This window comes from Pseudomonas sp. LW8 (genome assembly GCF_041956865.1).
In the GTDB taxonomy this organism is placed as follows: Bacteria; Pseudomonadota; Gammaproteobacteria; order Pseudomonadales; family Pseudomonadaceae; genus Aquipseudomonas; species Aquipseudomonas siliginis.
In genome coordinates this window covers 1,773,376-1,785,460 of the sequence record NZ_CP168138.1, presented here as the reverse complement: position 1 = coordinate 1,785,460, position 12,085 = coordinate 1,773,376, and the positions used below count along the sequence as shown (strand labels likewise).

At 59.7% G+C, this 12,085-nt stretch carries 9 protein-coding genes; 6 read left to right on the top strand and 3 right to left on the bottom strand.

The features are described from left to right. Positions 1 to 63: 63 nt before the first annotated feature. The 3 genes from AB9L16_RS08145 to AB9L16_RS08135 all read left to right on the top strand — a co-directional run bounded on the left by AB9L16_RS08145 (position 64) and on the right by AB9L16_RS08135 (position 3,700). Positions 64 to 804 (top strand): phosphoadenylyl-sulfate reductase, encoded by a 741-nt coding sequence (locus tag AB9L16_RS08145; RefSeq protein ID WP_041479156.1) that lies wholly within the window; start codon positions 64 to 66, stop codon positions 802 to 804. Positions 805 to 1,378: 574 nt separating this feature from the next. Continuing rightward, positions 1,379 to 2,917, top strand: coding sequence for an NCS1 family nucleobase:cation symporter-1 (locus AB9L16_RS08140; RefSeq protein ID WP_375123338.1), 1,539 nt, complete (start codon positions 1,379 to 1,381; stop codon positions 2,915 to 2,917). A gap of 54 nt (positions 2,918 to 2,971) precedes the next feature. Beyond that, positions 2,972 to 3,700 (top strand): aspartate/glutamate racemase family protein, encoded by a 729-nt coding sequence (locus AB9L16_RS08135; protein ID WP_041479158.1) that lies wholly within the window; start codon positions 2,972 to 2,974, stop codon positions 3,698 to 3,700. A 106-nt stretch (positions 3,701 to 3,806) separates the two neighbouring features. Here the strand turns inward: AB9L16_RS08135 and AB9L16_RS08130 are convergent, their stop codons facing one another. Next, a complete protein-coding gene (locus AB9L16_RS08130; RefSeq protein ID WP_375123337.1) occupies positions 3,807 to 4,730 on the bottom strand; it encodes a LysR family transcriptional regulator in 924 nt (307 codons plus the stop codon). A 125-nt stretch (positions 4,731 to 4,855) separates the two neighbouring features. Between AB9L16_RS08130 and AB9L16_RS08125 the strand changes: the two genes are divergently transcribed. Further along, positions 4,856 to 5,602, top strand: a complete 747-nt coding sequence (locus tag AB9L16_RS08125) for a 3-oxoacyl-ACP reductase family protein (protein ID WP_056784118.1) — start codon at positions 4,856 to 4,858, stop codon at positions 5,600 to 5,602. A gap of 61 nt (positions 5,603 to 5,663) precedes the next feature. Here AB9L16_RS08125 and AB9L16_RS08120 read toward each other — a convergent pair whose 3' ends face one another. Beyond that, positions 5,664 to 6,359, bottom strand: coding sequence for an HAD-IA family hydrolase (locus AB9L16_RS08120; protein ID WP_056784114.1), 696 nt, complete (start codon positions 6,357 to 6,359; stop codon positions 5,664 to 5,666). Positions 6,360 to 6,598: 239 nt separating this feature from the next. Between AB9L16_RS08120 and AB9L16_RS08115 the strand changes: the two genes are divergently transcribed. Continuing rightward, positions 6,599 to 11,377: an RHS repeat-associated core domain-containing protein gene (locus AB9L16_RS08115; RefSeq protein WP_375123336.1), complete on the top strand. Its 4,779-nt coding sequence runs from the start codon at positions 6,599 to 6,601 to the stop codon at positions 11,375 to 11,377. Further along, positions 11,374 to 11,802: a DUF6896 domain-containing protein gene (locus AB9L16_RS08110; protein WP_056784098.1), complete on the top strand. Its 429-nt coding sequence runs from the start codon at positions 11,374 to 11,376 to the stop codon at positions 11,800 to 11,802. The genes AB9L16_RS08115 and AB9L16_RS08110 overlap by 4 nt, the downstream gene beginning before the upstream one ends. A gap of 76 nt (positions 11,803 to 11,878) precedes the next feature. Here AB9L16_RS08110 and AB9L16_RS08105 read toward each other — a convergent pair whose 3' ends face one another. Beyond that, positions 11,879 to 12,046, bottom strand: coding sequence for a hypothetical protein (locus tag AB9L16_RS08105; protein ID WP_016773805.1), 168 nt, complete (start codon positions 12,044 to 12,046; stop codon positions 11,879 to 11,881). Positions 12,047 to 12,085 lie beyond the last annotated feature (39 nt).

Sequence of the window (12,085 nt, the reverse complement as noted above, 5' to 3'; positions counted from 1 at the left end):
TTTTGTTACCATCGGCCCCCTATAGAGCGCCCGAGCGCCACTGACCTGTAGGAAGCCGACCTGATGAGCCCAACGTTCGACGTCGTGGAACTCGCCACGACCTATGCCAACAAATCCGCCCAGGACATCCTCAAGCTCGCCTTCGCCGAGTTCGGCGATGACTTGTGGATATCTTTCAGCGGCGCCGAGGACGTGGTGCTGGTGGACATGGCGTGGAAGCTGAACAAGAACGTCAAAGTCTTCAGCCTCGACACCGGCCGCCTGCATCCGGAGACTTACCGTTTCATCGAGCAGGTGCGCGAGCACTACAAGATCGATATTGAAATCGTCTCGCCGGACTACACGAAACTCGAACCGTTCGTGAAGGAAAAAGGCCTGTTCAGTTTCTACAAGGACGGCCACGGCGAATGCTGCGGTATCCGCAAGATCGAGCCGCTGCGCCGTAAGCTGTCCGACGTCAAAGCCTGGGCCACCGGCCAGCGCCGCGACCAGAGCCCGGGCACCCGCAGCGCTGTGGCGGTGCTGGAAATCGACACGGCGTTCTCGACACCGGAACGCACCCTGTACAAGTTCAACCCGTTGGCGCAGATGACCAGCGAGGAGATCTGGGGTTACATCCGCATGCTCGAACTGCCCTACAACAGCCTGCACGAACGCGGCTTCATCAGCATCGGCTGCGAACCCTGCACCCGCCCGGTGCTGCCGAACCAGCACGAGCGTGAAGGCCGCTGGTGGTGGGAAGAAGCCACGCAGAAAGAATGCGGGTTGCATGCGGGGAATATCATCAGCAAGAGCAAGGTCTGATCCCCCATTTATAGAAAGACCTGTGGGAGCGAGCCTGCTCGCGAAAGCGCAGTTCCAGTCAACGTTTCAGTTGCCTGATCCACCGCATTCGCGAGCAGGCTCGCTCCCACATTGATATGTGCCAGGCACGCAAAAGGTGTACACAAGGTTGTCACCATCGGTGCCATTTATGTGTGCACTTTCAGTTCTGACGCCCTGAAAAGTTACACTCCCCAGCAGAATCCCCATCTGCTAGCCCCTCTGCAAACTCCCTCCCCTGAAAAAAATTCCTGTCCAATCGATCAATTTATATCGCCGGTTTTTCAGCGACTTATGCTGCATCGATAACTATTCGAAATGAACGTGGCTGCCCATAGATTCATAACTGGCATAAATCTGGCTTTATCGCATACATGTTTTGTATACAAAACCGCAAAACATGCTCACTTTCGATCCGCAAGCCTGAAGCGCCCTATGCCGTACAGGCTGCAGATGCCCCGTAACCAGTGATGCCTTCACCGTCGCGACGAAGATTTGTCGAGCCTGAGCGCTCATGCACAGTCATCGCGGGAGTGAACGTCAGGAGCCTGCCGGAATGCGTACAAGTCTTTCGAATAACATCGCGCTGAATCTGCCCTCCTCCACGCTCGATCAACCGTTACCCGATGACGGACTGAGCGAGCCGCTGCAACTGAGCCCGCGTCTGCACAACAGCGATCTGGCGCCGACCAAAGCCGAAGGCCGACGTTGGGGCCGGTACAGCATCTTCGCCCTGTGGACGAATGACGTGCACAACATCGCCAACTACTCGTTCGCCATCGGCTTGTATGCACTGGGTCTGGGCGGCTGGCAGATTCTGTTGTCGCTGGGGATCGGCGCGGCGCTGGTGTACTTCTTCATGAACCTGTCCGGGTACATGGGACAGAAAACCGGGGTGCCGTTCCCGGTGATCAGCCGGATCAGTTTCGGCATCCACGGTGCGCAAATTCCTGCATTGATCAGGGCGGTTATCGCCATCGCCTGGTTCGGTATTCAGACGTACCTCGCCTCGGTGGTATTCCGCGTCCTGCTGACCGCCGTCCATCCCGGCTTTGCCGAATACGATCACGACTCAATTCTGGGCCTGTCCAGTCTGGGCTGGGTGTGCTTTGTAGCAATCTGGCTGGTGCAACTGGCGATCCTCGCCTACGGCATGGAGATGGTGCGCCGTTACGAGGCATTTGCCGGGCCGGTGATTCTGCTGACCGTAGCTGCGCTCGCCGGGTGGATGTACTTCCAGGCCAACGCGACCATTGCCTGGTCGATCCGCGAGCCGCTGACCGGGGGCGAGATGTGGCGCAACATTTTTGCTGGTGGCGCGTTGTGGCTGGCGATCTACGGCACGCTGATCCTCAATTTCTGCGACTTCGCCCGTTCTTCGCCGTGCCGCAAAACCATCAAGGTAGGAAATTTCTGGGGCTTGCCGGTGAACATTCTGGTATTCGCCGCGATTACCGTGCTGCTCTGTGGCGCGCAGTTCCAGATCAACGGGCGGATCATCGAAAGCCCGACCGAGATCATCGCTTCGATCCCCAACACGTTCTTTCTGGTGCTCGGCTGCCTGGCTTTTCTGATCGTCACCGTTGCGGTGAACATCATGGCCAACTTCGTCGCCCCGGCGTTCGTCCTCAGCAACCTGGCGCCGAAGTACCTGACCTTCCGCCGCGCCGGATTGATCAGCGCGACCATCGCCGTGCTCATCCTGCCGTGGAACCTCTACAACAGCCCGCTGGTGATCGTGTATTTCCTGTCGGGCCTCGGCGCCCTGCTCGGCCCGCTGTACGGGGTGATCATGGTCGACTACTGGCTGATCCGCAAAGGCCGGATCAATGTGCCGCAGCTCTACAGCGAAGACCCCAACGGCGCTTATTACTACAGCCGCGGCATCAATTTCCGCGCGGTGGCGGCGTTTATTCCTGCGGCGCTGATCGCCATCGTCCTGGCATTGGTGCCCGGTTTCCACAGCGTCTCGCCGTTCTCCTGGCTGATCGGTGCCGGCATCGCCGGCATGCTTTACCTGATCATCGCCAAGCGCCAGACCCATTACGCCGAAGTCAGCGGTGAATGCATCGCTGTGGATAACGTCAGCCACTGATCCCTTCGCGGCCCGGTTTTCGGGCCGCACCACTGCCCGCAATAAGGATTTTCCATGCGTATTCTCGTGGTCAACGTCAACACCACCGAATCCATCACCGACGCCATCGCCCGCTCGGCGCAGGCCGTCGCTTCGCCCGGTACCGAAATCGTCGGCCTGACGCCGTACTTCGGCGCCGAATCGATTGAAGGCAATTTCGAAAGCTACCTGGCCGCCATCGCCGTTATGGATCGAGTGATGTCTTACGATCAACCCTTCGATGCGGTGATCCAGGCCGGCTACGGCGAACATGGCCGCGAAGGTTTGCAGGAACTGCTCAACGTGCCAGTGGTAGATATCACTGACGCGGCGGCCAGCACCGCGATGTTTCTCGGCCATGCCTACTCGGTGGTGACCACGCTGGATCGCACCGTGCCGCTGATCGAGGATCGGCTGAAATTGTCCGGCTTGTGGGATCGCTGTGCCTCGGTGCGCGCCAGTGGTCTGGCGGTTCTGGAGCTGGAACATGAACCGCAGCGCGCACTGGAAGCGATCGTGCAGCAGGCCGAACTGGCGGTGACCCAGGACAAGGCAGAGGTGATTTGCCTGGGCTGCGGCGGTATGGCCGGGCTGGACGAGCAGATCCGCCGGCGCACCGGCGTGCCGGTGGTGGATGGCGTGACAGCGGCGGTGACGATTGCCGAGTCGCTGGTGCGTTTGAAGTTGTCGACGTCCAAGGTGCGCACTTATGCGACGCCACGGCCGAAGAACATTGTTGGTTGGGCGGAGCGCTTTGCTCGATAGACCGAGTTGCCCTTTTCGCGAGCAGGCTCGCTCCCACATTTGCACCGCGTCTCCCTGTGGGAGCGAGCCTGCTCGCGAATGCAAACGACTCGGTCCCAAGCCCTACTCAACTAGCACTAAACCGCCGCGCCAACCCCTGCTCAGCAAACTGTTCAATCACGAAATCCACAAACGCCCGGGTCTTGCCCGGCAACAATTTGTGCTCGGCGTAATAGATCGAAATGTTGCCGTCATCGACAAACCAGTCCGGCAGCACTCGCTGTAACGTCCCTGCCTGAAGATACGGCACCGCAAACGGCATGCTCACCAGCGCAATGCCCAAACCTTGCATCGCCGTCGCGCACGCCGCCTCGGAATCACTCATGGTCATCCGCGTCCGCAATGTCAGCGGACTGTGTTGCTGATCGCGGTGAGTCAGTTGCCAGGAACGCACGCGCCCGGTCTGCGGTGAGCGAATCAGAATGCCGTCGTGTTGCCTAAGGTCATCGGGATGGCTGATCGGCGCATGTTTTTGCAGATAGTCCTCTGATGCCACCAACACCCGATGCGCCGGTGTCAGCCTGCGCGCAACCACGCCTTGTGGCAGTTCAAAGCCGCCGCCAATCGCTGCGTCGAAGCCCTGCCCGATCAGGTCGACCTGGCGGTTATCGAAATGCCAGTCCGGGTTGATCGCCGGATAGCGCCGCAAGAACTCACCGAGCAGCGGCACGATATACAGACGACCGAACACCGTGCCCATGCTGACTTTCAGCGTGCCGGCCGGTTGCCCGCCGGCACTGGCCAGATTGGCCACGGCATTCTGGATGGTGGTCAGGCTGGCGCCGACTTCATTCAAAAACAGCTGCCCCGCTTCGGTCAACGTCAGGCTGCGGGTACTACGCTGGAACAGCCGCACGCCAAGCCGCGCCTCCAGTTTCGCCACGCTCTTGCCCACCGCCGCCGGGGTCAGGCTCAAGCGTCGCGCGGCTTCGGCAAAGCTGCCGACTTCGGCGCTGCGCACAAAGCATTCGATACTGCTGAACGTTTCCATGATCGCCACTATAAACTTCTGGTTTACACAGACTATAGCAATCATGGTCTACACGGTTGTCGATGCCAGGCCGATACTCGGCACCAACACCAAGGCATTCCGCCTTGAACACTTGGAGATCGAACATGACCACTCAACACCTCAGCGGCAAAGTCGCTCTGATTCAAGGCGGTTCGCGCGGCATCGGCGCGGCCATCGTCAAACGTCTGGCCGCTGAAGGCGCCGCTGTCGCTTTCACCTACGTCAGCTCCGCCGCCAAAGCTGAAGAACTGCAGAACAGCATCACCGGCAACGGCGGTAAAGCCTTGGCGATCAAGGCAGACAGCGCCGATGCCAGCGCGATTCGCCACGCCGTCAGCGCCACCGTCGAAGCGTTTGGACGCCTGGACATTCTGGTCAACAACGCCGGCGTACTGGCCATCGCGCCGCTGGAAGACTTCAAACTCGAAGACTTCGATCAGACCCTGGCCATCAACGTGCGCAGCGTGTTCATCGCTTCGCAGGAAGCGGCGAAACACATGGGCGAAGGCTCGCGGATCATCAACATCGGCAGCACCAACGCCGACCGCATGCCCTTCGGCGGTGGCGGTGTCTACGCGATGAGCAAATCGGCACTGGTCGGCCTGACCAAAGGCCTTGCCCGCGATCTCGGCCCTCGCGGCATCACCATCAACAACGTGCAACCTGGGCCGGTCGACACCGATATGAACCCGGCCCATGGCGAATTCGCCGACAGCCTGATCCCGCTGATGGCCGTCGGTCGTTACGGCACCGCCGATGAAATCGCCAGCTTCGTCGCCTACCTGGCCGGGCCGGAAGCCGGTTACATCACCGGTGCCAGCCTGACCATCGACGGTGGTTTCGGCGCCTGACAGACCGGCAAGAAAAACGCCGCCCTTCTTTACAAGAAGGACGGCGTTTTTGTGCGGACGGTCAAGCCAGTTCCAGCGTCGGCAAGCCAAAGGCGCTGGGCATAAATGCTTTCAGCGAGCGGATAATGCCGTCAGCGTGAGCATATTTCTCATCAGCCATCGCTGCGTCGGGGATGGCGATTGCGGTCATGCCTGCCGCTTTCGCGGCGGTGACGCCGAACGGCGAATCCTCGAACACCAGACAATCCCCGGGCGCGATGCCCAGGCGCCGGGCGGCGGTGAGGAAGATATCCGGCGCCGGTTTGGCCGCGCCGACTTCCGGATCGTCCGCCGTGACGATGAAATCGAACAGCGCAAACCACTCACGGTGCAAGGTGGTTTTCTGCCCGAACGACTGGCGCGACGAACTGGTGCCGACTGCGATCGGGATGTTGTGCGCCTTGAGGTGACGCACCAGCGCTTCGGCCCCCGGCATCGCTTGCGCCTTGGGGAAACGCTCGCGCATCAGCGGCTCGCGGATCTGCAGAAATTCTTCCGGAGTGATCGGTAACTCCAACGCCTGCACCACGTAGTTGGCCAGATCATTGGCACCGCGACCAATGATGTTCTGCTTGACGCTCCAGTCGAAGGTTTTCCCGTAGCGCCCGGCAATCAGCGAGGTGACCTCGGTGTAAATGCCCTCGGTGTCGAGCAGCAAACCGTCCATATCGAAAATCACGGCCTTGATCGGGCCGAACGTCTTCAGCGGTGCATTCATCATCGGATCCGTTAACAAAGACATCCCGGGCGACAGGCAACGTGCCGCAACGCGGATCTGATTAATGGGTTCAGCAGCATAGCGAGGCCGATGGACATTGAGCAACGGGCAATGCCATCGACGCCTTTTCGCATTTAGCGAAAACTCCTACAGACACTGCCTACTTCCCCGACTTCTTTCCTTTTTGATCCCCCGCAAAGTCCGCGCTCCCGTTTCTTCATCTGCGCGAGCGACTGCGAATGTTTCAACCCGATCAGCTCCTGGCCCTGAACAACAGCATCGGACTGCTGGTGGTGGCCGCCCTGAATCCGAAGCAGCCAGATTTTGAAGCGCTGATCGACGAGTTCCGCCTGTGCCTGAACAACTACGACGCCTGGGCCGAGCAGTTCTGGACCGGGACGGCGCTGGACATCGAGCAGGTGTTCAAGGTTGGCAATGACGTACAACTGAGCGCGCCGATCACTTCGCGCGCACCTGTCAGCTCATCGGTGGTCATGTGTCCGGCCAGCGGGCCGCTGACCCTGGTGCATCTGTTTGAAGCAGCGCGCTTCGTGCCGATCGGCGACACCCCGGTGACCCTCGAACCGCTGCTCAGCGACGTCGACGGCGTGCTGACCTTCGGCGAACCAAAGCGCTACACCATTGGCCCGAGCGGGATCCTCGAGGTGACCGATTGCATGCGCGGCCAGCGCTATCGCGTCACCTTCTTTCCCAACGTTTCCTCCGCCCATGTCCGCGCCCTGTATGCCTCATATGAAGGGGTCATTGCCGGCCTTGAAGGCTGGCTGCGCAGCGAATGGACAGGCTTCCAGCCGCAGTGGACGGAGTTTTCCAGCGCCGGTTTTCTTGATCGTTACGGGCAGTTGCAGCGGGCCGATTGGCGCGGCCTGGAAAAAGCCCTGAATGGCGTCTGGGATGACATTCAACAGCTGTTCGCCCTACTTGCCGATCTGCAGGAGCACAGCGCAAAGCTCCTCGAATACCTGAGCGAAGTCGAACTCGAGGCGCTGCTTGCCGCTTCAAACGAAGCGATCGCCAACGCCTTGTTGATGCTCAGCGACGAGCCGTTGTTGTTCATTCATCTGGCCGCGTTCACCAGTTGGCTAAAAATGCTGCCGCCGCAATACCTCGCCGAGGTGGTGGCCGAAGTTCGCACCGAGTTGCTGATCAGCTTCCTGTTGATGCGCGTGGCGGGCGGTGCCGGCGTATCGCTGCGTTTGAGCAGCAAGGTCCTGGCGAAGATCAAATCGCCAAGGGCGCGGGAGTGGCTGGCCGCCTCAGCCTTGCGTCTGGCTGAGCTGACTTCGACACCGGAACTCAAACAGCACGCGAGCACGCTGAAGCCGCTGATGTTCCATGCCCGCGAAGTGGAGCTGAAGCCGACGCCATCGATTCCGCTGAACATTCGTCAGGCCGACGCGGTGGTGCTCCGCGTGCCGAATCCGGCGCCGCTCGCGCGGGAAAAATCCCAGGGCATGGCGCGCCTTGAGCGCCACGAGCCCCACGACGACGTCCCCGATCAAGCGAAAAACCCCAACGGCGATGCCGCCGACTGCGTCCCCAATACCTGCAAAAACGGCTGCCCGGTGTCGATGGTCACCGGCGAAGAACTGCTGACCCTGACCGACGCGGTGCTTGATGGCGTGCTGCCCTTCGAGTTCACCCGCTTGTACCGCAGCAGCGCAGTCGAGATCGACATCGGCCTGGGTTTCGGCTGGAGCCACACGCTGGCCCATCGCCTGGCCTTCGACGGCGATGGCGTGATCTGGATCGACCACGAAAACCGCCGCACCCGTTTTCCCCTGCCCAATGTCGCGCGCCCGGCGATCCACAACAGCCTGTCGCGGGCGGCGATTTTTCTCGGTGCTGAGCCGGAAGAATTGATCCTGGCGTTGGCCGGCGACAGCGCGCGGTTCTACCACTTTCGCGCCGGCCGGCTGACGGCGATCAGCGATGTCTACGGCAATCGTCTGACCCTGCAACGCGATCGCTCCGACCGCATTCAGCGTCTGGACAACGGCGCCGGCCGCGCCCTGCTGTTGCGTTATGACCGCGCGCAACTGGTGGCGATCGATTATCAGGTGTTCGTCCAGGGCGAGTGGATCACCGAGCAAAACCTCGCCACCTACAGCTTCGATGCCCGGCAACGCCTGCTGATCGCGACCAACGCGGTCGGCGACAGCGAGCGCTACGACTACGACGACCACCACGTCATCCTCCAGCGCCAGTTGACCGGCGGTGCGAGCTTCTTCTGGGAGTGGCAGCGCGAGGGCAAAGCCGCCCGCTGTGTGAGGCACTGGGCGTCGTTCTCGCAGATGAACACCCGTTACGTCTGGAACGATGAAGACGCCAGCGTGACCGTGCATTACGTCGACGGCACCGAAGAAGTCTACGTCCACGACGAGCGCGCGCGGCTGGTACGGCAGGTCGCGGCCGATGGTGGCGAGCAGCTCAAGGCCTATGACCAGCAGGGGCGCTTGATCGCCGAGCAGGATGCGTTGGGCGCGGTTACCGAATACCGCTACGACGAGGTCGGACGGCTGATCGCGCTGATTCCGCCGGACGATGCACCAACGTCCTACGAGTACCGCAACGGCTTTCTCTACAAGCGTTGCCGTGGTGATGCGGTGTGGATCTATCGGCGCAACGCTGAAGGCGCCGTCACCGAAGCGGTCGATCCCGCCGGCCAGGTCACCCATTACTACTACAACCTGCGCGGGCAATTGCTGTCGCTGCGTTATCCGGACAGCAGCCGCCACCGTTGGGTGTGGAACGAGCTCGGCCAGCTCATCGAAGAAACCCTGCCCGATGGCGGCGTGCGGCGCTTTTCCTACGATGCGCTGGGACGGCGGATTACCACCCATGACGAATTTGGTGTTGTCAGTCGTCAGCAGTGGGACGCGGCCGGCCGACTGATCCTGACGACTTCTCCTACGGGAAGCACGCGCGCCTACAGCTACGGCGCCTACGGCCAGATCACCGCTGAGCGCGACGAGCTCGGGCGCATCACCCGCTACGAATATGACGACGACCTGCATCTGGTCTCGCGGCGGATCAACCCCGACGGCACCCGCGTGCAGTACCGCTATGACCATGCGCGGCTGTTGCTGACCGAAATTGAAAACGAATCGGGCGAAAAATACCGACTGGATTACACGCCGACCGGATTGATCCGACAGGAAACCGGGTTTGATGGGCGGCGCACGGCTTACGTCTACGACCTCAATGGTCATTTGCTGGAGAAGACCGAGTTTGGTGATTTCGGCCCCAGTCTGGTCACCCACTATGAGCGCGACAAGGCCGGGCGTTTGCTGGTCAAAACCCTGCCCGATGGGCTCAAAGTCCGCTACGACTATGATCGCCTCGGGCGCTTGGTTGCCGTTGATGACGGGCAAAACCATCCGCTGGCCTTCGAGTATGACCGTCAGGACCGGCTGATCACCGAGCATCAGGGCTGGGGCACCTTGCGCTACGCCTATGACGCCTGCGGTCAGCTCAAACGCCTGCGTCTGCCGGACAACAGCAAGCTCGATTATCACTACGCCAAGGGCGGTGCGCTGTCAGCCATCGACCTCAACGGCACGCCGCTGACCCGGCATGTGTATCAGTCCGGTCGCGAACAGCAACGCCAGCAAGGTTTGCTGCTCAGCGAATACTCCTACGACGATCAGGGCCGCTTGCTCGCCCACGCTGTAGGCCATCGCCACGCCTCGCTGTACCGCCGCGATTATGCCTACAGCGCCAACGGCAATCTCGAGCACATTGCCGACAGCCGCCACGGCCAGCGTACTTATGGCTACGACGCCCTCGACCGGTTGATCCGCGTACGTCACTCACGCGACGAACTGCCCGAATCCTTCGCCCACGACCCGGCGGGCAACCTGCTGATGCAGGACCGCCCCGGTCCCGCGCAGATCAAGGGCAACCGCCTGCTGATGCAAGGCGACCGCCATTACGACTACGACGCCTTCGGCAACCTGATCCGCGAACGCCGAGGCCACGGCCAGACCCTGGTCACCGAATACCGCTACGACTGCCAGCACCGCCTGATCGGCCTGACCCGCCCCGACGGCCAGACCGCCACTTATCAATACGACGCCTTCGGTCGCCGCATCCGCAAAACAATCGACGGCGCCGTCACCGAGTTCTTCTGGCAAGGCGAACACCTCGTCGCCGAAAGCAGCGCCACGCAATACCGCAGCTTCCTCTACGAACCCGGCACCTTCCGCCCGTTGGCGATGCTCGACGGCAAAGGCCCGAAAAAAGCCTGCCCGTTCTACTACCAACTCGACCACCTCGGCACCCCGCAGGAACTCACCGACTACAGCGGCGAAATCGTCTGGTCCGCGCAATACGACGCCTACGGCAAAGTCGCCGCCGTCACCCTCGCCGGCGAAGACTACCTCGACCAACCGCTGCGTTTTCAGGGGCAGTATTTCGATGTTGAAAGTGGGCTGCATTACAACCGCCATCGGTATTACGACCCGAGATTGGGGCGGTATTTGACGCCGGACCCGGTGAAGCTCGCGGGTGGGTTGAATCAGTACCAGTACGTGCCGAATCCGACGGGGTGGGTGGATCCGTTGGGGTTGACGTCCAACTGCCCTCCGCCGAATAAGCCTAGGTGTGAGGTGCCGGGGGCGAGTGATAGGGTTAAGGTTGATGAGGGGGAGCCGGACCTACCGGCCATTGCTCACAATATAGATCCAAACACTCTGAAACGAGTACATGCAATCGCGGGTAAGACCTCAACTAGGACAGTAGATGGGTATAAGGACAAAATGCGTGACGGATTCAATTCAGTACGCCCCATTGACGTTCTAGAACATAACGGCAGTTTATATATTCTGGATGGACACCACCGCGCAGCAGCTGCACGACAAACTTCGACCAATGTGACGATTAAACTCATAACAAATCTGAAAGCGTACGAAGGATCTCTAAGAAGCATTGAAGATATATTAGAGTCAGCAAATAATGTAGGCTTCGACAGATTGGAGCACCGGAGAAGAAGATGAGTGATCAAAGTGAAAATCTGGAGACCCTGATAAATGATTTTATCTCCATGGTAGATTCCAGCACGTTGATACTTGAAAGAAAATTTGGCACTCGAGATATTCGAAAGCTCTGGTATACCAAGGCGATCAAGCGATGCGGGAGAGTCACTCGAGGCGTTAAATATGAATTGCACGGCATTGGCTGCCGCATCAATCTATCGACAGGAACCGTAGATTTTGACTATGGACCTAATGGTGAAATCAATGGATTCGACACTTGGCGCTTATACAACTTTGCTTGTGAACGACCATCTAAGCATAGAAAGTATTGCAACGAAGAAACTATCGAAAAAGAATTCGCCGAATACATCAATCTAAAAAAAATCAAAAAAATTTCAGCCATAAGTAATCTATATATCTGGGCCGACTCGAAAGAAACGACCTAAACACGACCACAAAGAGGGCCTGTGGACTCAGGCCCTTTAAACCAATATTCAAAATCTCCATTCACCAAGAACACTCTCACTGCTCATCCCCATCCTCCTCATACTCCATATCCGCCTCATCCGCATCATTCAACGGCACCGTCGCATCATCCATCAGCGAGCCGGGATCTTCATTCCCCGGATCATTGATAAACGGCAATCCACTCGGGCCCTTCTCTTCTTTGCCTTCGGTTTCGGGAGTCATGGCGCACCTCTTGAGCGTGTGGGATGTATCACTTTCGAA

Excerpts from the sequence above, each read along its gene's own strand:
- AB9L16_RS08130 (WP_375123337.1), bottom strand. The coding sequence starts at position 4,730 with ATGGAAACGTTCAGCAGTATCGAATGCTTTGTGCGCAGCGCCGAAGTC.
- AB9L16_RS08135 (WP_041479158.1), top strand. The coding sequence starts at position 2,972 with ATGCGTATTCTCGTGGTCAACGTCAACACCACCGAATCCATCACCGAC.
- AB9L16_RS08120 (WP_056784114.1), bottom strand. The coding sequence starts at position 6,359 with ATGAATGCACCGCTGAAGACGTTCGGCCCGATCAAGGCCGTGATTTTC.
- AB9L16_RS08145 (WP_041479156.1), top strand. The coding sequence starts at position 64 with ATGAGCCCAACGTTCGACGTCGTGGAACTCGCCACGACCTATGCCAAC.
- AB9L16_RS08115 (WP_375123336.1), top strand. The coding sequence starts at position 6,599 with ATGTTTCAACCCGATCAGCTCCTGGCCCTGAACAACAGCATCGGACTG.
- AB9L16_RS08140 (WP_375123338.1), top strand. The coding sequence starts at position 1,379 with ATGCGTACAAGTCTTTCGAATAACATCGCGCTGAATCTGCCCTCCTCC.
- AB9L16_RS08125 (WP_056784118.1), top strand. The coding sequence starts at position 4,856 with ATGACCACTCAACACCTCAGCGGCAAAGTCGCTCTGATTCAAGGCGGT.
- AB9L16_RS08105 (WP_016773805.1), bottom strand. The coding sequence starts at position 12,046 with ATGACTCCCGAAACCGAAGGCAAAGAAGAGAAGGGCCCGAGTGGATTG.
- AB9L16_RS08110 (WP_056784098.1), top strand. The coding sequence starts at position 11,374 with ATGAGTGATCAAAGTGAAAATCTGGAGACCCTGATAAATGATTTTATC.